Origin of the sequence: Janthinobacterium sp. SUN100 (assembly GCF_030397705.1) — a bacterium.
GTDB lineage: Bacteria > Pseudomonadota > Gammaproteobacteria > Burkholderiales > Burkholderiaceae_D > Janthinobacterium > Janthinobacterium kumbetense.
Genome location: NZ_JAPUBU010000005.1, coordinates 570,976 through 593,555 on the forward strand (window position 1 = coordinate 570,976; position 22,580 = coordinate 593,555).

The 22,580-nt window shown below is 60.8% G+C and carries 23 protein-coding genes and 1 rRNA gene; 12 read left to right on the top strand and 12 right to left on the bottom strand.

The annotated features are described in order from the left end of the window. Positions 1-569 precede the first annotated feature (569 nt). From O0881_RS25480 to O0881_RS25495, 4 genes are read left to right on the top strand one after another with little or no spacing between them, the layout of a single operon-like run. A complete protein-coding gene (locus O0881_RS25480) occupies positions 570-941 on the top strand; it encodes a hypothetical protein (protein WP_034751548.1) in 372 nt (123 codons plus the stop codon). A 10-nt stretch (positions 942-951) separates the two neighbouring features. Then, entirely contained in the window at positions 952-1,140 is a 189-nt protein-coding gene (locus tag O0881_RS25485; protein ID WP_034782199.1) for a DUF1653 domain-containing protein, read from the top strand. A 33-nt stretch (positions 1,141-1,173) separates the two neighbouring features. After that, a complete protein-coding gene (locus tag O0881_RS25490) occupies positions 1,174-1,644 on the top strand; it encodes a CreA family protein (protein ID WP_077401094.1) in 471 nt (156 codons plus the stop codon). 10 nt (positions 1,645-1,654) lie between these two features. Next, complete coding sequence (locus O0881_RS25495) at positions 1,655-2,182, top strand: hypothetical protein (protein WP_251350050.1); 528 nt, start codon at positions 1,655-1,657, stop codon at positions 2,180-2,182. 186 nt (positions 2,183-2,368) lie between these two features. On the opposite strand, the gene O0881_RS25500 is transcribed toward O0881_RS25495, so the two are convergent. Continuing rightward, complete coding sequence (locus O0881_RS25500) at positions 2,369-3,862, bottom strand: leucyl aminopeptidase (RefSeq protein WP_289906114.1); 1,494 nt, start codon at positions 3,860-3,862, stop codon at positions 2,369-2,371. A 67-nt stretch (positions 3,863-3,929) separates the two neighbouring features. Between O0881_RS25500 and lptF the strand changes: the two genes are divergently transcribed. From lptF to O0881_RS25520, 4 genes are read left to right on the top strand one after another with little or no spacing between them, the layout of a single operon-like run. Then, entirely contained in the window at positions 3,930-5,075 is a 1,146-nt protein-coding gene (lptF, locus tag O0881_RS25505) for an LPS export ABC transporter permease LptF (RefSeq protein ID WP_077401100.1), read from the top strand. Then, on the top strand, positions 5,072-6,241 hold the full coding sequence (gene lptG / locus O0881_RS25510) for an LPS export ABC transporter permease LptG (RefSeq protein ID WP_289900075.1): 1,170 nt from the start codon (positions 5,072-5,074) through the stop codon (positions 6,239-6,241). The genes lptF and lptG overlap by 4 nt, the downstream gene beginning before the upstream one ends. Continuing rightward, positions 6,241-6,648: a CbiX/SirB N-terminal domain-containing protein gene (locus O0881_RS25515; RefSeq protein WP_289913538.1), complete on the top strand. Its 408-nt coding sequence runs from the start codon at positions 6,241-6,243 to the stop codon at positions 6,646-6,648. Before lptG ends, O0881_RS25515 begins: the two co-directional genes overlap by 1 nt. Further along, positions 6,645-7,613 carry a Stealth CR1 domain-containing protein gene (locus O0881_RS25520; RefSeq protein WP_289913539.1) on the top strand — a complete coding sequence of 323 codons (969 nt, stop codon included), beginning with the start codon at positions 6,645-6,647 and terminating at the stop codon, positions 7,611-7,613. Before O0881_RS25515 ends, O0881_RS25520 begins: the two co-directional genes overlap by 4 nt. Here O0881_RS25520 and O0881_RS25525 read toward each other — a convergent pair. The 8 genes from O0881_RS25525 to O0881_RS25560 all read right to left on the bottom strand — a co-directional run bounded on the left by O0881_RS25525 (position 7,610) and on the right by O0881_RS25560 (position 15,393). Next, complete coding sequence (locus O0881_RS25525; protein WP_289913540.1) at positions 7,610-8,260, bottom strand: hypothetical protein; 651 nt, start codon at positions 8,258-8,260, stop codon at positions 7,610-7,612. The two genes, O0881_RS25520 and O0881_RS25525, sit on opposite strands and share 4 nt — an antisense overlap. A 248-nt stretch (positions 8,261-8,508) precedes the next feature. Then, positions 8,509-9,273: a uroporphyrinogen-III C-methyltransferase gene (cobA, locus tag O0881_RS25530; protein ID WP_289913541.1), complete on the bottom strand. Its 765-nt coding sequence runs from the start codon at positions 9,271-9,273 to the stop codon at positions 8,509-8,511. Between the two features lie 28 nt (positions 9,274-9,301). Continuing rightward, on the bottom strand, positions 9,302-10,618 hold the full coding sequence (locus tag O0881_RS25535) for a GTP-binding protein (protein ID WP_251350055.1): 1,317 nt from the start codon (positions 10,616-10,618) through the stop codon (positions 9,302-9,304). Beyond that, entirely contained in the window at positions 10,618-11,529 is a 912-nt protein-coding gene (gene cysD, locus O0881_RS25540; RefSeq protein WP_176390377.1) for a sulfate adenylyltransferase subunit CysD, read from the bottom strand. The genes O0881_RS25535 and cysD overlap by 1 nt, the downstream gene beginning before the upstream one ends. Before the next feature lie 40 nt (positions 11,530-11,569). Beyond that, positions 11,570-12,286, bottom strand: a complete 717-nt coding sequence (locus tag O0881_RS25545; protein ID WP_289913542.1) for a phosphoadenylyl-sulfate reductase — start codon at positions 12,284-12,286, stop codon at positions 11,570-11,572. Positions 12,287-12,295: 9 nt separating this feature from the next. Next, positions 12,296-12,856 carry a DUF934 domain-containing protein gene (locus tag O0881_RS25550; protein WP_099665033.1) on the bottom strand — a complete coding sequence of 187 codons (561 nt, stop codon included), beginning with the start codon at positions 12,854-12,856 and terminating at the stop codon, positions 12,296-12,298. Then, positions 12,849-14,537, bottom strand: a complete 1,689-nt coding sequence (locus O0881_RS25555; RefSeq protein ID WP_289906108.1) for a nitrite/sulfite reductase — start codon at positions 14,535-14,537, stop codon at positions 12,849-12,851. The genes O0881_RS25550 and O0881_RS25555 overlap by 8 nt, the downstream gene beginning before the upstream one ends. Before the next feature lie 82 nt (positions 14,538-14,619). Further along, the gene (locus O0881_RS25560; protein WP_289906107.1) at positions 14,620-15,393 is read right to left on the bottom strand and encodes a sulfite exporter TauE/SafE family protein; all 774 of its coding nucleotides are present in this window, start codon (positions 15,391-15,393) and stop codon (positions 14,620-14,622) included. Between the two features lie 160 nt (positions 15,394-15,553). Between O0881_RS25560 and O0881_RS25565 the strand changes: the two genes are divergently transcribed. The 3 genes from O0881_RS25565 to O0881_RS25575 all read left to right on the top strand — a co-directional run bounded on the left by O0881_RS25565 (position 15,554) and on the right by O0881_RS25575 (position 18,340). After that, positions 15,554-16,495, top strand: coding sequence for a CysB family HTH-type transcriptional regulator (locus O0881_RS25565; RefSeq protein WP_034751505.1), 942 nt, complete (start codon positions 15,554-15,556; stop codon positions 16,493-16,495). Positions 16,496-16,556: 61 nt separating this feature from the next. Continuing rightward, positions 16,557-17,207: a class I SAM-dependent methyltransferase gene (locus O0881_RS25570; protein WP_099665030.1), complete on the top strand. Its 651-nt coding sequence runs from the start codon at positions 16,557-16,559 to the stop codon at positions 17,205-17,207. 185 nt (positions 17,208-17,392) lie between these two features. Further along, positions 17,393-18,340: a porin gene (locus O0881_RS25575; protein WP_046682561.1), complete on the top strand. Its 948-nt coding sequence runs from the start codon at positions 17,393-17,395 to the stop codon at positions 18,338-18,340. A gap of 47 nt (positions 18,341-18,387) precedes the next feature. On the opposite strand, the gene O0881_RS25580 is transcribed toward O0881_RS25575, so the two are convergent. The 3 genes from O0881_RS25580 to O0881_RS25590 form a co-directional block, all read right to left on the bottom strand. Next, positions 18,388-19,578: a PAS domain-containing sensor histidine kinase gene (locus O0881_RS25580; protein ID WP_289913543.1), complete on the bottom strand. Its 1,191-nt coding sequence runs from the start codon at positions 19,576-19,578 to the stop codon at positions 18,388-18,390. Positions 19,579-19,742: 164 nt separating this feature from the next. Further along, positions 19,743-20,501: a LytTR family DNA-binding domain-containing protein gene (locus O0881_RS25585; RefSeq protein ID WP_034751497.1), complete on the bottom strand. Its 759-nt coding sequence runs from the start codon at positions 20,499-20,501 to the stop codon at positions 19,743-19,745. A gap of 68 nt (positions 20,502-20,569) precedes the next feature. Continuing rightward, positions 20,570-21,862 carry a histidine kinase gene (locus O0881_RS25590; protein WP_289913544.1) on the bottom strand — a complete coding sequence of 431 codons (1,293 nt, stop codon included), beginning with the start codon at positions 21,860-21,862 and terminating at the stop codon, positions 20,570-20,572. Positions 21,863-22,467: 605 nt separating this feature from the next. Between O0881_RS25590 and O0881_RS25595 the strand changes: the two genes are divergently transcribed. Continuing rightward, positions 22,468-22,580: ribosomal RNA gene (locus tag O0881_RS25595) — 16S ribosomal RNA — on the top strand; the annotation flags it as partial.

The window sequence follows — 22,580 nt, forward strand, 5'->3', positions numbered from 1 at the left end:
GGGAAAAATCCTTGCTTGAATAGGTATCGATAGGCGCGAATCTTACCGCATGCGTGTCGCCGGCGTCCTGCGCTGCCTGGCCGGTGCGGGCTTTATTTACTGGCCGGGAAAAAGAGTGCAGATAAAATATTTATACTTAACCAATCGTGACGCATGAATATTATGTTTTTGTGTATCATTGATCAACCCCTATGTTTGATTTGGCATAAGTGGCTGGCGCGGCAGGATGCGTCTGGCCGTTTAACGCGACAAAGGTGTAAAGTTTCTCGCTAAAACGCGATAAAAACTACTAAAATGGCACCGTGTAACAACTGTGTCATACGGCTTTGTTACAGCCAAGTTAAGAACCGAACAGGAAGCAGTTGTAATTAGTTGTAATTGCTATTCCGATTACATGACCACTGTGCCGGGGACGGAATGTCAATTCCGTCCTTGGCGCCGCCAGACTTGTTATATAAATTGCAGTACTATATCTATGAGACTGTTTTGCGACATCAATAGATGGTACTATTTTGAAATGTTGCAGTTTTAATAGTGAGACTTGCGCGTAGCATTTGCAAAGGAAGAAAATGCGAACTGCATTTGAAGCGTGGGCGCAGCGTGACGGCCACATTGTGCGGCGAAGAGAAGACAAACCGGATGAGTACCTGATTTTCGAGACCCAGCGCCGCTGGGTTATCTGGCAGGCTGCTCTTACGCATGGCAAGACGGCTGCCAAGCCGCGCGTGAGCGCGGCCGAAAAGGCGGCGAAAGCCCAGCGCGCGCTGGAAATGTCTTCCGATGAAGCGACCGTGCGCAACAAGGTGCTCAATGAGGTGCTCGACGCCTTCAGCGGCGCCGATGGCGCGGCCGGCATGGAAGGCATACTGAAAGTGATCCAGGGCCTGAAGCAGAAGCAGAAGGCACTGGCCGACGACAAGAGCGAAGATTCCACGGCTTGAGGGGACGGCGATGCGTTATCGGCACTACAAGGGCGGCATTTATGAACTGGTGTGCGAAGCCACGCTGGAAGCGGATCTGACGCCGATGATCGTGTATCGCGCCGCCGACGGTTCCATCTGGACCCGGCCGAAAGACGTGTTCTTTCAACTGATCGAAGTCGAAGGCGTCATGGTCCAGCGTTTCGCTCCCATCAACTGATGGCCGCCTGCGTGCGTGCCCGGGATACCCTTCATGCGTAAATTGCTGCCTGCCGCTCTGGTGCTGGGCCTTGCCTGCGCCGCGGCGCAGGCCGAAACCATCGGTTCGGTCGATACGGTGTTCAAACTGATCGGCCCTGACCACAAGATCGTCGTCGAAGCGTATGACGATCCGCGCGTCGCTGGCGTCAGTTGCTATCTGTCGCGCGCCAAGACGGGCGGCATCAAGGGCGCCGTCGGCCTGGCCGAAGACAAGGCCGATGCGGCCGTGGCCTGCCGCCAGGTGGGGCCGCTGCAATTCAAGGGCAAGCTGCCGCGCCAGGAAGAAGTGTTTACCGAGCGTGCCTCGATCTTCTTCAAGCACGTGCGCGTCGTGCGCATGGTCGACAGCAAGCGCAATGCGCTGGTCTACCTCGTGTATTCCGACCGCCTGATCGAAGGCAGTCCGAAAAACAGCGTCACCGCCGTCGCCGTGCCTGGCGACCAGCCGATTCCCGTCCGTTAAGCGAGCTCCCATGCGCGTGCCGCTGTCTGCTCCCTTTGCCGCCAGGACGCTGTTGCTGTTGGGCCTGGGCGGCTGCGCCACCCTGACGGGCAACACCGAGCAAATGGTGCTGGTGCAAACCATCCAGGACAACCGCGAGCTGACGGGCGCCGGCTGCATCCTCAGCAACGACGTGGGCAAGTGGTTCGTTACCACGCCCGGGCGCATCACCATCCGCAAGAGCCAGGAACCGCTGAAGGTCGATTGCCGCAAGCACGGTTCGCCCGCCATCGCGACGGACGACCATATCGATCCCAAGCTCAATGGCAGCGTCTGGGGCAATGTCATCCTGACCCTGGGCGTCGGCTATTTCGTCGACCGCAACACGGGCGCCGGCTTCGACTACCCGTCCATTTTGACCATCGTCATGCAGGACCCCGCGCGCCTGGCGCCGCCGCCCGCGCCGATTTCAGCGCCGCCGCCAGCGGCTGCCGTGCCGGAAACGGTGGTGCAGCCGAAAGTGGCGCCATCGCCTCTGCCCAATCCCGTCGTCTACTGATTCAACAGCACATAAAAAAGCCGCCAGGGGCAGTGACCATGGCGGCTGTCTTCTTGCGTAACGACGCCTGACAAAACCGTAGCGAGCGGGAGCTAGTGGTGGCCGAGAAGCGCAGCTGTACTTTATGTACAGCGAGCATCGCCGGCCGCCAATAGCCCCGCGCAGTAGGTTTGGTCTGGCGTTCTCTTACACGCGGTTGATCAGGAACGTCGTCAGCAGGGGGACGGGACGACCGGTCGCGCCCTTCGAACCGCCCGACTTCCACGCCGTGCCGGCGATGTCTAGATGCGCCCAGGTGTACTTCTTGGTGAAGTTTTCCAGGAAGGCCGCTGCCGTCACCGAACCGCCGCCTGGCGTGCCGATGTTGGCCAGGTCGGCGAAGTTCGATTTCAGCTGCTCGTTGTACGCCTCTTCGATCGGCATGCGCCATGCCGTGTCGCTCGACTGCTTGCCTGCTGCCAGCAATTCATTGGCCAGCTGGTCATGCGCCGCATCGCTGCGCGTAAACAGGCCGCTGTTGTGGTGGCCCAGGGCGACGACGCAAGCGCCCGTCAGGGTGGCGATATCGACCACGGCTGCCGGCTTGAAGCGTTCGGCGTAGGTCAGCGCGTCGCACAGCACCAGACGGCCTTCGGCGTCCGTGTTCAGCACTTCGATGGTCAGGCCGTTCATGGAGGTGACGATGTCGCCCGGCTTGGTGGCGCGGCCCGACGGCATGTTTTCGCACGCGGCGATGACGCCGATGACGTTCAGCTTCAGGTTCATTTCGCCGATGGCGCGGAAGGTGCCCAGGACCGAGGCGGCGCCGCACATGTCGTACTTCATTTCATCCATGCCAGGACCGGCCTTGATCGAAATGCCGCCCGTGTCGAAGGTGATGCCCTTGCCGACCAGGACCACTGGCGCATCCTTGGCCTTGCCGCCCATGTGTTTCAGGACGATGAACTTCGGTGGCTGCTCGCTGCCGTTGGTGACGGACAGGAAGCTGCCCATTTTCAGCGCTTCGAGCTGTTTGCGGTCCAGCACTTCGACTTCGAACTTGTAATCCTTGGCCAGCTGTTTGGCCGTGTTGGCCAGGTAGGTCGGATTGGCGATGTTCGCCGGCAGGTCGCCCAGGTTGCGCGTCAGGTCGGAACCGTTGGCAATGGCGATGGCTTGCGCCAGCGCGCCGCGCGTGGCTGCCGTTGCAGGCGCCGCCAGGACGATCTTGCGCACGCCTGCCGGTGCCGGATCTTTTTTGCTTTTTTGCGAGTCGCAGCGGTATTCGCTGTCATGTGCGGCTTGCACCACGCAACGGATTGCCCAATTTACGTCGCGCTCTTTCACTTCAGTCAGCGGTAGTGCGATAATGGCGTCCGCAGCGCCCAGCGAGCCGAAGGCCTTCAGTGCGGCTTGTACGCCGGTCGTGAAGCTTTTTTCGCTGACAGCGTCATCGCTGCCCATGCCTACCAGCAGAACACGTTCGGCGGCGACGCCATCGACTGCGCGCAGCAGCAAAGTGCTGCCAGGCTTGCCGCTGATGTCGCCGGACTTCAGCGCAGCCGAAATCGCACCCTTGCTGTCCAGCGATTTTGCCGCTGGCGACAGTTTTTTGTTTTCGAATACCGCAACCGCGATGCATCCGCTTTTGGCCGTGCCGAGGGTGCTCTTGGTATCGAATGCTTTTATGCTAAAGTCCATTTGGTTCTCCGTTTTCATTTACTAGTAACGTGTTACTCAACTAACTGACCCGAATTATAAACTCCGAATGATCTTTCAACGCGCCCTTCGACGTGAATTGGCTAGTGCCGCCGGGGCCACCTTCACAGTTTTGTTCAGCATCCTGCTCACCTGGATGCTGATCGGTATTCTCGGCAAGGCGGCGGGCGGCAAAATCGCGTCGTCCGACGTCATGTCGCTGATGGTTTTTTCCGCCCTGATGCAGCTGCCCACCATCCTCATCCTCACCGGTTTCATCTCGGTGCTGATGGTCGTCACCCGCAGCTACAAGGAGTCGGAGATGGTGGTGTGGTTCGCCTCCGGCCTGAGCCTGTCGCGCTGGATCTGGCCCGTGCTCAGCTTCGGCCTGCCGCTGGTGCTGGCCACCGGCATCCTGAGCCTGTACGCCACGCCGTGGGCGCAAAAGAAGAGCGATGAATACGTGGCGCGCTTCGAGAAGCGCGAAGACCTGCAGAAAGTCACGCCTGGCCAGTTCCGCGAATCGGCCGGCAGCAACCGCATCTTCTTCGTCGAGGGCGTCAGCGGCGAGAAGACCGTGGTGCAGAACGTCTTCGTCAATACCGTCGATGAAAAAGGCAGCGCCGTCGTCGTCGTCGCCAAGGAAGGCGTGATCAATACCGACGCCAAGGGCGAACGCTTCCTGGTGCTCAAGAGCGGCCGCCGCTACCAGGGCGTGCCGACGCAGGCGGACTTCCAGACCATGGAATTCGAACAGTACATCATGCGCATCGAGAGCAAGCAGCAGGAACTGGGCGCGGAACTGGGCGTGCGCGCCATGAGCACCATGGCGCTCATCGCCGAGCCGAACCCCTACACCATGGCCGAACTGCTGTGGCGTGTCAGTGCGCCCCTGATCGGCCTGATGCTGATCCTGCTGGCCATTCCGCTGGGCTTTGTCAATCCGCGTGCCGGCAGTTCGACCAATTTGATCATCGCCCTGCTGATTTTCTTTACGTACAGCAACCTGATCAAGGTCATCGAAGCGAGCGTGAAGCAGGGCCGCCTGACCTTCGGCCTGGCCTGGTGGCCGCTGCACCTGCTGGCGGCGCTGGCCGTGGTGGGGCTGTTCGCGTGGCGCCTGAATGTGAACCACCGCTATCATCCGCTGGTCCTGCTGGCGGCTTTCAAGCGCGCGCGCCGCGCCGGCAACACAAGTAAAGCGGCATCGAAATGAAGATTTTACAGCGCTATTTTGCGGTCTCGATATTCCAGGCGGTGCTGTTCGTACTGCTGGCCTTCCTGGCACTGCAAGCCTTCATCGACCTGACGGGCGAACTGCCCAAGGTGGGGCGCAACGGTTACACCATCCAGTATGCCTTCCTGTACGTGCTGGTGCTGGTGCCGGGACACGTGTACGAGGTGATGCCGATCGCGGCGCTGATCGGCACCATCTACACGATGGCGCAGTTTGCCGCCAGCTCCGAATTTACCATCATGCGCGCATCGAGCATGTCGACGGCGATGGCGGCCGGTTTCCTGTTCCGCATCGGTATCGTCTTCGTCGTCATCACCTTCATCTTCGGCGAGTTGATCACGCCGCGCACGGAACCGCTGGCCGAACGCCTCAAGCTGACCTCGCGCGGCGCGGCCGTGTCGAGCGAGTTTCGCTCCGGCCTGTGGACCAAGGACATGGTCAAGAGCGAGGGCTTGACGGGCACCGTCACCGGTTCGCGCTTTTTCAATGTCGGCGAAGCGCGTCCGGACGGCCAGCTGAAAAACGTCAAGCTGTATGAATTTGACACCGATATGCGTTTGCGCACCTTGACCGTGGCCAAGGGTGCTACGTATCAGGGCAATAATATCTGGCGCCTGACCGAGGTGACGGAAACGTCGTTCTCGAACAGCGCGGCCGCCTCGCCCGGCTTCGAGCCGAAGCTGGCGAACTACTATGGGCAGGAAACGAGCCTGGTGCGCACGGTGCAAAGCGCGAGCAAGGACATGACGTCGGAAGTGACGCCGAAGATCCTGACGGTGTCGGCGTCCGATCCCGAGCGCATGTCGGCCAGCGAACTGGCCGTGTACACGCGCCACCTGGCCGAGAACAAGCAGGAAACCGAGCGTTTCCGCATCGCCTTCTGGAAAAAACTGATCGACCCGCTGGCCATTTTCGTGCTGATGGCGCTGGCGCTGCCGTTTGCCTACATGCATACGCGCAGCGGCGGCATCAGCCTGAAGATCTTCATCGGCATCATGATCGGCGTGAGCTTCATGCTGGTCAACACCCTGTTCTCGCATCTTGGCCTGCTCAGCACCTGGCCGGCCTTCCTGACGGCGGTGGCGCCGAGCGCCCTGTACCTGCTGCTGGCGCTGGGCGCCCTGTGGTGGGTGGAGCGGCACTGATGGAGACGAACGTGCAGCAGGCGCTGATCCTGTTTGCCCATGGCGCGCGCGCCGCATCGTGGGCCGCGCCCTTCGAGCGCCTGCGCGACCTGACCCAGGCGCGCATGCCGGGCACCGGCGTGCACCTGGCCTTCCTGGAGCTGATGTCGCCGCGCCTGCCCGAACTGGTGGCGACCCTGCTGGCCAAGCTGCCCGCCGGCGCCATCCTGGACGCCACCGTGGTGCCCGTGTTCCTGGGGCAGGGCGGGCATGTGCTGCGCGACTTGCCGCTGTTGCTGGAAGAATTGCGCCAGCAGCATCCGGCGCTGCGCCTGAAGGTGGTCGAGGCGGTGGGCGAGAACGCCAGCGTGCTTGCCGCCATCGCCGATTACTGCGTGGCGGCGCCAGGCTCCAGCCCTCTGCCTTGAGCGGCATCGACATCGTCTACCTGTGGGTGGACGGCGCCGATCCCGCCTGGCGCGCGCGCCGGCAGCAGGCATATGCCGCCTGGGCGCAGGCGCATCCCGGCCAGCTGGCCCTGCACGGCAACGTGGCGGGGCGCTACCGCGACAATGGCGAACTGCGCTACAACCTGCGCGCGCTCGAGCGCTTCTTCCCCGGCCACGGCCATGTCTACCTGCTGACGGACCGGCAAGTTCCCCGCTGGCTGCGCGCATCAAAGCGCCTGACGGTGATCGACCATGCCAGCCTGATGCCCGATGCATCCCTGCCGGTGTTCGATTCCGGCCATATCGAATCGTATCTGCACCATATTCCGGGTTTGTCCGAGCGTTTCCTGTATCTGAACGACGACGTATTTTTCGGCGCGCCGTTCGAACCCGCATTCTGGTTTGGCGGGGAAGGGGACGGGCGGTTGAGCGTTTTCACGGAGAGCGCTCTGCAGGATGAGCTGCAGGGCTTGCGCGCCGACGTGGCGGCGCCCGTCAATTGCGCCACCTTGTCGCGGCAATGGCTGTCGGCGCAGTACGCCGATTACCGGCATGAACCGCGCCTGTATGCGCATGCGCCGCGGCCCATGCTGAAAAGCGCACTGCATGTACTGGAAGGGCTGGCGCCGGCCATGTTTGCCGGCGTGCGCGCGACGGTGTTCCGCTCGTGGCAGGTGCCGGCCTTGCTGCCCGACCTGGTGCCGCGCTGGATGGTGCATCAGGGGCTGGCGCGCTCGCGCATGCTCGACCCGCTGCATATCGCCAGCGGCGATGTGCAGGCGCCGCAGCAGCTCGAGGAGCTGGCGGCGCGTTTCGGCAGCTTGCCGTTTTTCTGTATCAACGATACCTGCGACGAGGCCGAGGACGACGACCCGCGCCTGCTGCGCGTGGCCGCTACCTTGCAGCGGCTGCTGCCGCTGCCATCCTTGTTTGAACTGGGCTAGGCCAGCTTTGTCTTCGGCGCCAGGCTGATGCGGGCGGCGGCCGAGCTGTCGGACAGCGATGCGAGGAACAGCAGCAAATAGGCGCCCAGTTCGAAGACTTCCTCGCCCAGCAGCGCATAGGCGTCCGGCATGCCATGGAAGACCTTCTTGTCGAAGGGCCAGCCGGCGACCATCAGCAAGCCGCCGATGGCCGTCAGGATGGTGATGCGCATGCTGAAAATCTGCGGCGCATGGGCAAATACCTTGCGCGCGCGCGGTGCGAAAAAGATCAGCACGCGTATCAATATCAGCAATTCCACCACGCGCAGGGCTTTTTCCAGCTGCGCCCAGGCGGGCGCCGTGCCGAACTGGTCGATATCGAGTTCGCGCAGCAGGAAGCCGAACAGCAGGGCCGACAAGCCGGCATGCATGAGGAAACGCAAGGATTGGCGGTCAGTCTCTTGCCAGGCGCGCGTGCCGTGCACGGTGCAGGCCAGGGCCAGGAGCAGCGCCTGCAGCCATTCCAGTAAGTGGTTTTCATCGTCGATATTCGGGAACACCGTCCACAGGGCGATGGAGGCGAGCATGCTGAGCAGCACAGCGCCGGCGACGCCGGCATTGCTGCGGCTGAGCGAAGTCAGGGCTTCGCGCACGGAAGAGAAATTCATTGTTGATTGTGACGGCTCAAGTTGCGCGGCGCGGTATTGCAGCCTGCGGGCGCAGCTTTTTTCGGGGAGATTGCCGGACGGCTCCCGTCAGCCGGGAGGCCGCGCAGCAAGCGCGATGGCGGGGCGAAGCGTGATTTTCTTGCTATCACGCAACAACTTCTCGAGAAAAGATGCGTGAGCATCGTATCATGTTTCCTCGGAAGACGTCAGTTACTGACTTTAAAGTCGGTAAAATACGGTGTGTTTATTCAAGCATGGCGCGCCAGAATGGCGACCGCTGCTTCCGTGACCTGGTGCGCGCGCGCGGCCATGGCGTCACCCAGCATCACCAGCACGGGGCCGTGGGTGTCGCCCAGGCCATGCGCCAGGCTGCTCAGCGGCAGGCGCACGATGCGCTGGTCCGGGCGGCTGCAGTTTTCAATCACCACCACCGGGGTGTCGGCACGGCGTCCCTGGGCCAGCAGGCGCTGGGCCGTGGCGATGGCTTCGCGGCCACCCATGTATTGCACCAAGGTATCGCAGTCGGGAATGCGCGTCTGGTCCGGCTCGCCCGGCGCCGTGCTGGACGTAAAGAAGGCCACGCTGCGCGACACGCCCCGCTTGGTCAGCGGCTGCTGCGTGGCGGCGGCCGCCGCCAGGGCCGTGGTAATGCCGGGCACCACTTCGACGGCGATGCCGGCCTCTTCCAGCGCCCGCAATTCCTCGTCGGCGCGGCCGAACAGCATGGGGTCGCCCCCTTTCAGGCGCACGACGACGGCGTGCTTGCGCGCGTTGTCGACCAGTTGCTTGTTGATGAAGGCCTGCGCCGTCGACAACTGGCCGCAGCGCTTGCCGACCAGGATTTTTTGCGCCTGCGGGCACAGCTCCAGCATCTCTTCGGTGACCAGCGCGTCGTGCAGCACGACGTCCGCTTGCGCCAGCAGGCGCGCGCCGCGCAAGGTCATCAGGTCTTGCGCGCCGGGGCCGGCGCCGACCAGGTAAACCTTGCCGGGGAGAGATGGGGAGCTGTTCATATGGCTGCCTTTCCTGGACGATACGGGGTTAGAGCCGGACCATGCCGGCCGCGACCGTCTGGTGGGTCACTTCATCGATCAGGATAAACGCGCCCGTGGCACGGATATCGGCATACGCGTCGGCCGCCAGCGCCTGCTGCACGTTCAGGCTGATGCGGGCGATGTCGTTCAGCTTCAAGCCTTCTGCCGGGTGGCGCTGCTGCGTGTTGATGTCGAGGATAGATTCGATCGCCGTCACCTTGGCCGCCGTCTGCTTCGTGCCGTGCTTGATCCAGTATTTGCGGCGCAGGTCCAGCGCATCTTCCGACAGCCAGCACACGTCGGCCACCACCTGTTTCAGCAGGGTGGCAGGGCGATCGTTGCTCGCCAGCAAGTCGCCGCGCGAAATATCCAGGTATTCATTGAGCAGCAAGGTCACGGACTGGCCCACGACGGCCGTCGGCAGCGAGCCGTCCAGGGTGACGATATCCTTGACGGTTGCCGTCTGGCCCGATGGCTGCACCACGAGGGTGTCGCCGATGCTGACCTTGCCCGCCTCGATGCGGCCCATGTAGCCACGGAAGTCGTTCGCTTCGTGGCCATTGTGGCGCGCCACCAGTTGCACGGGGAAGCGGAACGGCGTGTCGTGCGATTCGTCGTAGACGGACAGCGATTCGAGCAGTTCGATCAGGGTCGGGCCCGTGTACCAGCCCAGCTTGTCGCCGCGTTCGACGACGTTGTCGCCCGTCAAGGCGGACAGGGGGATCGGCGTGATATCTTTCAAACCCAGCGACTGGGCGAATTCGCGGTAGGCGGCCACGATGCGGTTGTAGACCGTTTCATCGTAGTCGACCAGGTCCATCTTGTTGACGGCAACGACCACGTGCTCGATCTGCAGCAAATGGGCGATCGTCGAATGGCGTTTGGTCTGGATCAACAGTTCCACGCTGCCATCGTCACCCAGTTTGACCTTCGACACGTCGATCAGGATGATGACGGCGTCGGCCGTGGATGCACCGGTGACCATGTTGCGCGTGTATTGCTCGTGGCCGGGCGTGTCGGCGATGATGAATTTGCGTTTCGGCGTGGCGAAGTAACGGTAAGCCACGTCGATGGTGATGCCTTGTTCGCGTTCCGCTTCCAGGCCGTCCGTCAGCAGCGACAGGTCGACCGTGTCGCCCACCGTGCGCTTGTGCTTGGAGCGCGACATGGCGTCGAGCTGGTCGGCGAAGATGCCCTTGCTGTCGAACAGCAAACGGCCGATCAGGGTGCTCTTGCCGTCATCGACGGAACCGGCCGTGATAAAACGCAACATGCCGCGTTCGACGCTGTCGGTGAGATTGGTGTTCTGGATTGCTGCGTTCATTAGAAATACCCTGCTTTCTTGCGTTTTTCCATCGAGGCTTCGGACGTCTGGTCATCCATGCGGGTGGCGCCCCGTTCCGTGATTTGCGTGATTGCCGTTTCGGCGATGATGGCGTCGACCGTCGCCGCATCCGACGACACGGGGCAGGTGCATGAAATGTCGCCCACCGTGCGGAAGCGCACGACCTGCGTTTCCACCGTTTCGCCTTCGCGCGGCGGCGTCAAATCCGTCAGCGGCACCAATAAACCGTTGCGCGGGATCACCTGGCGCTCGTGCGCGAAGTAGATTGGCGGCAATTCCAGTTTTTCACGGGCGATGTATTGCCATACGTCCAGTTCGGTCCAGTTCGAGATGGGGAAGACGCGCATGTTTTCACCGGGATGCACGCGGGTGTTATACAGGTCCCACAGTTCCGGACGCTGGGCTTTCGGATCCCAGGCGCCGAATTCGTCGCGGAACGAAAAGATGCGTTCCTTGGCGCGGGCCTTTTCCTCGTCGCGGCGGGCGCCGCCGATGCAGGCGTCAAAACCGTGTTCGGCGATGGTTTCCAGCAAGGTCACGGCTTGGGCCGCATTGCGCGAATCCGTGGCCGGGTTGCGCAGGCGCACGGTGCCGCGCTTGATCGAGTCTTCCACGGAGCCGACGATCAGGCGCTCGCCCAGTTCCGCCACCTTCTTGTCGCGGAAAGTGATGACTTCCGGGAAGTTGTGGCCCGTGTCGATATGCACGAGGGGAAACGGGAACTTGCCTGGGCGGAAGGCTTTCTCGGCCAAACGCAGCAGGACGACGGAATCCTTGCCGCCGGAAAACAGCAGCGCAGGGTTGGCCGATTCGGCCGCCACTTCGCGCATGATGTGGATGGCTTCCGATTCAAGGCTGTCGAGGTGACGCTGGTTCAAAATATTGCTCATATAGGGTGCTTTCTTGTTCTGCTGTATCTGTTGTGTCTGATCAAGCTGCCACGGATTTGATGCGTATCAATTTGCCGTCCACCATGTGCAGGCCGCATTCCTTGGAATCCGGGTTTTCCCACCACCAGCGTCCGGCGCGCACGTCTTCGCCAGGCTGGACGGCCCGCGTGCACGGTTCGCAGCCGATCGACGGGTAGCCCTGGTCGTGCAGCGCGTTGTACGGCACGTCGTTGGCGCGGATATAGGCCCACACGTCTTCTTCCGACCAGTCGGCCAGCGGATTGAATTTCGTCATCGCGTGCGCGGCGTCCTCTTCCTGCACGTGCAATTCGGCGCGCGTGGTGGACTGTGCGCGGCGTTGTCCCGTCACCCAGGCCTTGTTGCCGGCCAGGGCGCGGCCCAGCGGTTCGACCTTGCGGATGCGGCAGCATTCGCGGCGCATTTCGACACTATTGTAGAACGCGTTCAAGCCGTTCTGTTCCACGTAGGCGGCCACGGCGTCGGGCTGCGGGCGGTACAGGGTGATGTCGTGGTCGTAGCGGGCCTTGACCTTGTCGAGCACGGCCAGGGTTTCCTGGTGCAGCCGGCCTGTTTCCAGGGAAAAGATGCCGATGGGCAGCTTCGCCTTGAGAATCATGTCGGTCAGCACCATGTCTTCGGCTGCCAGGCTGGACGCGAACACGGCCGGCGAAAAATCCGCGGCGATGCGTGTCAGCGTTTGCTCGGTGGCGTGTATCAAAGAAGTCAGATCGCTCATGATTGGCCCTCAGATGCCGGCCGCGTTGTCGAGGTCAGGATTCTGGCCTTCGCGCTGGTGGCGGCGGAACAGCGGCGATTTTTGATCCCACGACGCCTGGTAGGTTTCCGAAAACACGGACAAACCTTTCAGCGCGTCATGGATACTGCGGTCCGGACGCGTCGCATACGCATCGAAGCCGACGCGGTGCATGGAAAACAGCTGGTCGCGCAACACGTCGCCGATGGCGCGCAATTCCCCTTGGAAACCCAGGCGGGCGCGCAGGTTGAAGGCGATGGAGTAGCCGCGGCCATCCGTGAATTTCGGGAAATCCACGCCGATGACGGGCAGTTGCGCCACGTCGGCCGCCAGTTCTTCCGGGCGCTCGTCGCTGGCCAGCCACACGCCGATGTCGGGCAGGCGCGCGGCCAGGGTTGCGCGCTGGGCTTGCCAAACGAGCAACGGCACGATGACCTTGCCGGCCGGAACGACCACCGTTTCCGGCGTGTCGTTTTCATCGAGGCGCAGCAAGCCCCAGGTATTCGGCACCACGGCGGCGTTCTTGATGATTTCTTCGCGTACTTCAAACATATTCGTCTTCTCCCACCAGGTTGCCGACGGTGATCGGCGTTGCATATACGTGTTCCTTGAACGGCGCCAGGCCCAGGCGCTGGGCCGTATCGACGAAGCGCTCGCCTTCATGGCGGTCGCGCACGTAGACGTGCAGCAGGCGGCCGATGACTTCAGGCATCTGCAGGGAAGAGAACGATGGTCCGATGATCTTGCCGATGGCCGCGTTGTTGCCTTGCGCGCCGCCAATCGACACTTGATACCATTCGCTGCCATCCTTGTCGACGCCCAGGATGCCGATGCTGCCCACGTGATGGTGGCCGCAGGCATTGATGCAGCCGGAAATATTCAGTTCGATCTCGCCGATGTCGTGCTGGAAGTCGATGCTGTCGAAGCGTTCCGCGATGGCGGCCGCGATCGGCAAGGACTTGGCGTTGGCCAGCGAGCAGAAGTCGCCGCCGGGGCAGCAGATCATGTCCGTCAGCAAACCGATGTTCGGCGTGGCCAGGCCGTGCGCCTTGGCTTCTTGCCACAGTGCAAAGAGTTTCGATTGCTCCACGTCGGCCAGCACCAGGTTTTGCTCGTGCGTCACGCGCAGTTCGCCAAAGCTGTAGCGGTCGGCCAGGTCGGCCACGAAGTCGATCTGCTCGGCCGTCGCGTCGCCCGGCGGCACGCCGGTTTTCTTCAAGGACAGTACCACGGCCACGTAGCCGGGGCGCTGGTGCGGCTTGACGTTGCGTGCCAGCCAGTTCACATACGCCTTGTTGTCCGCGTGCTCGGCCTTGTAGTCGAGTTCCGGCAGGGCAAGGTAGGCGGGCGGATTGAAGAAGTCCGCCACGCGCTGCATTTCCTCGGCGCTCAAGGTTTCCGGACCATCCTTCAGATCGACCCACTCTGCTTCCACCTGGCGCGTGAATTCTTCCACGCCGATGGCTTTCAACAGGATCTTGATGCGCGCCTTGTATTTGTTGTCGCGGCGGCCGTGCAGGTTGTACACGCGCATGATGGCCTGGATGTAGGTCAGCAAGTGCTGCCACGGCAGGAATTCGCGCACGACGCTGCCCAGGATCGGGGTGCGGCCCATGCCGCCGCCCGCCATGACCTTGAAGCCCACTTCGCCGGCCGCATTGCGCACGGCCGTCAAGCCGATATCGTGCACGGCGATGGCGGCGCGGTCTTCTTCGGCGCCATTGATGGCGACCTTGAACTTGCGCGGCAGGGCGATGAACTCGGGGTGGAAGGTGCTCCACTGGCGCAAGACTTCCGCGTACGGGCGCGGATCGATGATTTCATCGGCCGCGACGCCGGCGAACGGGTCGGATGTTGTATTACGGATACAGTTGCCCGAGGTCTGGATCGCGTGCATTTCCACGGATGCCAGGTCGGTCAGGATATCGGGTGTTTGCTCCAGCTCAATCCAGTTGAACTGGATGTTCTGGCGCGTGGTGAAGTGGCCATAGCCGCGGTCGTACTTGCGCGCGATGTGCGCGAACATGCGCATCTGCTTCGACGACAGCAAGCCGTACGGCACGGCGATGCGCAGCATGTAGGCATGGCGCTGCATGTATAGGCCGTTTTGCAGGCGCAGCGGAATGAATTCCTCTTCCGTCAGTTCATTGGCGATACGGCGCGCAACCTGGTCTCGGTACTGGGCGATGCGTTCTTTGATGATGAGGTGGTCGTACTGATCGTAATGGTACATATCAATTCCTAAAAAAGCCGGGGTGCTGGAAGATTGCCTGGGATTATGTTCTTGATACTGTTCGTGTCACATGGTCGGTCAATTAATAGATTAGCTTCACTGCCACGCCGGTCAAGGTCATCGCCAGCAGCACTCTTAAAAACTTTTCCGGCACGGAGCGGGCGACCCAGGAACCGAGCGTGATGCCGGGCAGGGAGCCGACCAGCAAGGAGGCCAGCAATTCCCAGTGGATGGAGCCGAGCCACCAGTGACCGAGGGCGGCGATGGCCGTCAGGGGCACGGCGTAGGCGATATCGGTGCCGGCCACTTCGGCCGAGCTCATGCGGGGATACAGCATCACCAGCAGAGTGGCGCCAATGGCGCCGGCGCCGATCGACGATACCGTCACCAGCACGCCCAGCACGGCGCCGGAAATAATGGTCGCGGCGGCAAGCTTGTTGCCTTGTAATTGTTTCTCGGGGTGGGCATTGATCCAAGCCAGCATGCGGCCCTTGAAGATCAGCGCCACGACGGTCAGCAGTACGGAGCCGGCGATCGAGTAACGGATGATCTGGCCGATTTCCGGCGACAGGGTGCCGAACGATTTCAGCGCCAGGGTCGAGACGACGGCAGCGGGCAGGGCGCCGATGCACAGGCGCTTGACGATATCCCAGCGGATGGTGCCGCGCAGGCGGTGCGTCAGCGTGCCGGCGCTCTTGGTGATCGAGGCGAAGGCCAGGTCGGTACCCACGGCCACGGAAGGCGGCACGCCAAACAGCAAGGTTAGCAGCGGCGTCATCAGCGAACCGCCGCCCACGCCGGTCATTCCTACGAGTAATCCTACGGCAAATCCTGAGACTATATAAGACAAAGTCATGCTTTCACCCCCAAAGTACCCGCAATAGTAATAAACTTGGCGTTTAATCCAAACTACTAAGTACGCATTTGCTTATATGCGATATGCGTATATGCATGAACGCAAAATCATGGGTGGGGCGGAAACTCGGCAAATCACGGCAATCTAGGGCAAACCAGCAATGAATCTCCATCAACTGCGCTTCGTGCGCGAAGCGGTCCGGCAGAATTACAACCTGACGGACGCCGCCAAGGCCTTGTTTACGTCGCAACCGGGCGTATCGAAAGCCATCATCGAGCTGGAGGAAGAACTGGGCGTGGATATTTTTACGCGCCACGGCAAGCGCATCCGCGGCTTGACGGAGCCGGGCCGCCTGGTGCTGGAATCGGTCGAGCTGATCATGCAGGAAATCGACAGCATGAAGCGCATCGGCAAGGAATTCGCGGCGCAGGACAGCGGCAGCTTTACCATTGCCACCACGCATACGCAGGCGCGCTACACCTTGCCCAAGGTGGTGCAAGCCTTCATGCTGAAGTTCCCGAAGGTAAGATTGTCGTTACTGCAAGGCAATCCGCGCCAGATCGCCGAAATGGTGCAGCGCGACCAGGCCGACCTGGCCATCGCCACGGAATCGATCGCCGCCATCGATGGCTTGATCACCTTGCCCTGCTATCAATGGGAACACGTGGTGGTGGTGCCGGTCGACCATCCGCTGCTCAAGTCGAAGTCCGTGACCCTGGAAGAAATCGCCGCTTTCCCCCTGATTACCTATGACAGCGCGTTCGCCGGACGCAACAAGATCGACCATGCTTTCGTGCTGCGCGGCTTGAAGCCGGACATCTTGCTGGAGGCCATCGACGCGGACGTGATCAAGACTTATGTCGAGTTGGGCATGGGGATTGGTATCATAGCGGGTATGGCCTTCGATGCCGAGCGCGACAAAGGCTTGCGCGCCATCCCTGTCGGCCACCTGTTCGGCATGAATGTGTCGCGCGTTGCCGTCAAGCAAGGCGCGTATTTGCGCAGCTATATCTATACCTTTATCGAGTTGCTGACGCCGACCCTGAACCGCAAGCTCATCGAGCAGGCGATGAGCGGTGATAAAGAGCACTACGAACTATAACAATGCATGAAATCGGCCGGGCGAGGTGCCTGGCCAAGATTATTTAAGAAGAGAAGAAACAATGATTACCGATCAGCTTGCCAAATATTACGCCACCATCGCGCAGCAGTACGAGCGCGTCTATGACAAGCCCGAACGCCAGGAAGACCTGGAAGTGTTGCGCGACAAGGTCGCCGACGTGCTGGAAGGCCACACCGTGCTGGAACTGGCTTGCGGCACCGGTTACTGGACGGAAGTGGTCGCCGAGTCGGCCGAGTCCGTGCTGGCCACCGATATCAACGATGAAATGCTGGCGCTGGCCCAGGCACGCGGCTTGCCCGACAACGTGACCTTCGCCAAGCTCGACGCATTCAATCTGCCGGACGATCTGCTGGGCAAGTTCACTGCCGTGTTCGCCGGTTTCTGGTGGTCGCACGTCAAGCGCGAAGACCAGGACAAATACCTGAAGCAATTGCGCAGCAAGCTGGGCAAGGACATCCTGCTGGTGCTGATCGACAATTCCTATGTCGACGGCAGCAGCACGGTCATCGCGCGCACCGACCTGGAAGGCAATACCCACCAGTTCCGCACGACGGAGGGGGGCGAGCGCTATGAAGTGTTGAAGAATTTCCCGTCGGATAGCCACCTGCGCAAGAAGTTTGCCCATTCGGCCCGCGAAATCCGCATGAAGCGCCTGGAATACTACTGGCTGCTGAGCTGCCGCCTGAAGTAAGGCAGTCATGGCAACACAAGCCGCCTTCGGGCGGTTTTTTTTCGCCTGTTGTTTTTATCTGACAAGATGTTGTGCTAAAAAACAACATCTTGTCGATGTCATATTGTTGAAGTATTTGGTGGGCATGATTCGGTTCAGCAGCTAAGCAGCACCACTCTTGTCCAACCTAATGTAGAGAATCTCAAGTGAAAAAAATTACTCTGGCAGCATTGATCATCGGCACCTTCGCAGCAGCTACGGCACAAGCACAATCGAACGTCACCGTGTACGGCCTGGTTGACCTCGGTATTGCCAAGACCACTGGCCAGCCGACGGTACAACGCGAAAACAACGCGTCGCGCCTCGGTTTCAAGGGTACGGAAGATCTGGGTGGCGGCCTGTCCGCAATTTTCAACCTGGAAAGTGAATTCCTGGCCGACACCGGCGCGCAAAAAGGCGTGTTGTTCGACCGTCAAGCGTATGTGGGCTTGAAAGGCGCGTTTGGTACCGCCATCCTGGGCCGCACCAAGAATCTGGTCGATGGCACCATCGCCCGCGTCGATCCGTTCAACACCTACGGCGTGGTCGGCAAGAACAATGAAACCTTGCTGCGTTCGGGCGTCGGTTCGTCGCGCGTCAACAATGCAGTGACCTACAACAGCCCAAGCTTTGAAGGTTTCGTGGGCAGCCTGCAATACGTGTTGAGCGAAGTCAACAGCGCTGACGCAGGCGTGATTGGCCTGGCAACCTACGACAACGGCCCGATCAGCTTGCACGCCGGCTACGAAAAAGCCGTGCAAGCAACGGCAACGGCCGCCAAGCCTGACCTGTGGTCCATCGGTGGCGGCTATAAATTCGGCCCGGCCAAGATCACGGCCGCCTACTCGAAAGGCGACACCAAGGTAGCCACGACTGGCGAATTCAAGTCCTACCTGATCGGCCTGAACTACACGGTTGGCGGCGGCGATGCCAAAGTGTCGTATGGCAAGCAAGAGCAAAGTAACAACAAGTTCAAGGATCAGGACACCATCAAGGAATTCGGCGTCGGCTACGACTACCACCTGTCGAAGCGCACCGACGTGTACGCTTACGCTGGCCGCGAGCGCGTGAAGTCGCTGACCTCGTACCAGATCGGCCTGGCACACAAATTCTAAGCATCGTTCGATGTGACGAAGTGAAAGGCGCCTGCGGGCGCCTTTTTTTATTGCATCGCCGCCGCTGCCGCTTCCGCGTGCATGGGCAGCGAGATTTCGATGCGCGTGCCGCCTAGCTCGCTGTCGGCGCCGATATGGATGCTGCCGTTCAAGCCCCACACCCGTTCGCGCATGCCCAGCAAGCCCAGGGCCGTGGCTTTTTCCAGGTCGTGTTCGGCAATCCCGCGGCCGTCGTCCTGGATGGTGATGGCCAGCGAGGAATCGATGCGGTGCAGGGCGATGGTGATGTGGCTGGCCTCGGCATGGCGCGCGATATTCGTCAGCGCTTCCTGCACGATGCGGTAGATGGCCGTGCTGCGCGCATCGTCGAGCACGAGATCGGCCTCGTCGGCCAGCAAGTCGAAATGGATGGCGCGGCGCAGCAGAAAGTCGTGGCGCAGTTTTTGCAGCGCAAAATACAATCCCCCTTCATCGAGCGCGCGCGGACGCAGGTTGCTGGCGATGCGCCGCAACGAGGTGATGGCCGTCACCAGCAAGCCATCCATGCTGTGCAGCAAGGCTTGCAGAGACTCCGTGGTGTCCGTGTGCTGGCGCACCAGGGTCAGGTCGACGCGTAAGGTGGCCAGCAATTGCCCCAGGTCATCATGCAATTCACGCGCGATATGCTTGCGCTCCTCTTCGCGGATGGATTGCAGCGCACTCGACAATTCGCGCAGTTGCGAAAAGGAGCGGGCCAGCTGTTCATGCATCTGCTGGCGCGCGCTGATGTCGCGCACGATGATGGTAAACACGCTATGGCCGTCTTCCTGCATGGCCGAGAGCGAGCCTTCGAGGGGAAACATGAGGCCATCGCTGCGCCGTCCCGTCAGCGTGTAATCGGTGGCGCGCCGGCCCGTCAGGCGCAGCTCCTGGCTGATGTCGCCAAACGGCGGATCGCCATCGTGCTTGCCCAGGCCGCCCAGGGTACGCAAGTCGCGCAGGATGTAGTGGCCCAGGCGCATGCCGCGCATGCCGGCCGGCGTGTCGTCGAACAATCTGGCTGCCGCCGCGTTCGCATGCAGGATGATTTGCCCGCTGTCGATGCTGATGAAGGCGTCGCTGGCGCTGTCTATGATGGCCTGGCCACGCGCCTGCTGCTGCCGGCGGGCTTTCAGTGGAGGAAACAAGCACAGCAAAAGCATCGCCGCCATGCCTAGCGGCAGGATGCGCAGCAGTGTCGAACTGCCTCGGTCAGGCATGGGATTCTCCTTGCGAACGTGAACGAAGGCAGGCAAGACAGGAGCGACGGACAGGACTTGATATAGCCTATGCCTGTTGGCGCGGCGTGGCTTGATGTGGCGCAGGAAGGGGAAAGAAGAGGGGTGCGCGCCGTGCCGGCCTGGGCCGGGCGGCGGCGGGAGACTTACATTTGTTTGAACAGGTGCAAGAAGCTGCGGCTCACTTCGAGCTTGTCGGACTTGCCTTTGATGAGTACCAGGTGGCGGCCGCGGATGTCGCGCGTCACGCCTTCGATGGCATTCACGTTGACCAGGGTGGCGCGGTGGATTTGCCAGAACAGCGAAGGATCGAGCTCTTCGGCCAGGTCGCGCACGGGCTTGCGGATCAGCGCCTCGTACTTGGCGGTCTGCACGCAGGTGTATTTCTCGTCAGAACGGAAGAACAGGATCTCTTCCACGGGGATCATGCGCAAGTCCTGGCCGATGCTGGCCTGTATCCATTGCAGGTAGGTGGGCTTGGCCGTGATTTTTTCCGCCAGTTGCGACAGCATGGCCGTGACGCTGCTGTTGACGTCCAGGGCCGGCTTGTTCAAGTGCGTTTTCAGGCGCTCGACAGTGACCAGCAAGCGCTCATGCTCGGGCGGCTTGAGCACGTAGTCGACGGCGCCCCGCTCGAAGGCTTCGACGGCGTGGCTATCGTAGGCCGTGACGAAGACGATATGCGTCTTGCTGCCGATCACTTGCGCCGCTTCCATGCCCGTCTTTCCCGGCATGCGGATATCGAGGAAGGCAAAATCCGGTTTCAGTTGTTCCACCAGTTCGATCGCTTCGTCGCCATTCTTGGCTTCGCCGATGATTTCCAGTTCAGGCCAGGCTTGGCCCAGGCGCAGGCGCAGCTGGTCGCGCATCAGTCTTTCGTCGTCGGCAATAATAGCGGTAGGCATAGGTCTCAAGTGTGAACAGGCGAAGATTGATTATTCAATGATTTAGCGTTTTTATCAACTACTCTGTCTTATTTGGACAATTGATATGGCACTTCGATCACGGCACACACGCCGGACGGTTGATTTGGCGTAATGGTCAGGCTGCCCTGGTCGCCATGCAACAGCTTCAGGCGCTCGCGGATGGTGGGCAAACCCAGTCCCGTGCCATCGCTGGGCACCACGCCAAAGCCCAGGCCGTCATCGGTCACCGTCACGCGCAGCTTGCTGTGCGCCACTTCGGCCACGATGCGCAGGGTGCCGCCTTCCGGTTTGACTTCCAGGCCGTGCTTGATGGCATTTTCCACCATCGATTGCAGCATCATGGGCGGGAAGGCGGCGCTGCGCAGGCCGTCGGGAATCTGGAAGTCGACGGTCAGGCGTTCTTCCATGCGCATTTTCAGCAGATTCAAGTACGCTTGCACCATGTCCGCTTCACGGCCCAGGTTGGTAATCAGGGCGTTGTCGCGCATTTGCGGCAGCACGGCGCGCAGATACTGGATCAGGCTGCGCTGCATCTTGGCCGCGCGCGGCGGGTCGACCTGGATCAGGTGTTCGACGGAAGCAAGCGTGTTGAACAGGAAATGCGGCTCGACCTGGGCTTGCATCATCTGCATCTTCGCTTCGCTGAGCTGGCGCTGCATGGATTCGCGCTCGGCGGCCTCGTTTGCCGTGACGGTTTCCGCTTCCGCACGTTTCTTGCCGCCGACCAAGGCCTTCATGGCGAACAGGGCCAATACCAGCAAGGACACAAAGCTCTTGAACCAGGTCGAGGCTTGCTGGTGATAGCGCGACACTTTTTGTTCTGCTGCATCATCGACGGCTTCTTCGATGGCATTCGACAACTCTTCACCGATTTGCGGTGGCAGTTCAATATGGACTTCTTCGCCCGAGGCATTCGTCGTTACGGGATAGCTGGGCTTGGCGGGGGCAGCCGGCGGTTCCGGCGGCGCCGGCGGCACGGCGTTTGCGTGCTCGTCCGCCTCGGCGGCATCGGCTGGATCGCTGGCCGCATCCGTCGTGCTGTTGCGCCGGTTCTTGCTGTTGCGGGGATTGAAATGGATGCCCGTATCGTCGATCAGGATATTGGTTTCACCCGAGCCCTTGCTGCTGCGCTTGTGCGACTTGATGACCACTTCTTCATTCTGACTGGACGAGAACAGTTCATCTTGCAAAATGGAACCGGCGATCAGGGCCAGCGCAGCGAACAGGAAGAATTTCCACCAGGACAGTTGGGTGACCCAGGTCGTCGTCGCGTCGAATGCCCGTTGCAACCAAGCGAGGATGGTTTTCAACAATTGGGGCAGGCTGGAAATCGGAAGCATGGGGGCACTTTCAAGTACAAGAGTTAATCGACGCAGCGGGCAAGTTTAACCTCTTGTTGAGCCGCGTCAGAGTCTGATGTTGCCACTGTGCCTAAAGACCACGAACTACACCAGCCGATTGCGACAGGCTGCACAAAAAGGCGCTTGAAGTGAAGACAAGGCTTGCTGGGCCGTGAGGGCGGGGAAATAGCCCTTGCGGAGAGTGCAGGGCAGGGCTATAATTCTCCCCCTCGCTGAACGACGCATGCAAATGCCGAGTGAGACGAGAAAAAGAAGGAGTTGACGGACGTAGCAAATTGCTTCATACTCTTCCTTCTTCGCAGCTGACAAACACAACGCTTTGTCGATAGCGCGAAAGCAGTGCCGAATACAGTTCTTTAACAATTAACAGTCGATAAGTGTGGGCATTTGATGTCAGTGCAGCGCCAATCTTCGGATTAGCGTAATACTTAAAATATATCAAATGTTCACAAGAAATAATGAGATAGGATACTTCTTCGGAAGTAGCCTGTCAGTTTTTTGAGTGAGCAAATCTTTTGCAATGCAAAAGATTTGGATGGTAGTGATACTGTTCGACCTGTCAGAAATGACATTAAACAGAGATTAAACTGAAGAGTTTGATCCTGGCTCAGATTGAACGCTGGCGGCATGCCTTACACATGCAAGTCGAACGGCAGCACGGAGCTTGCTCTGGTGGCGAGTGGCGAACGGGTGAGTA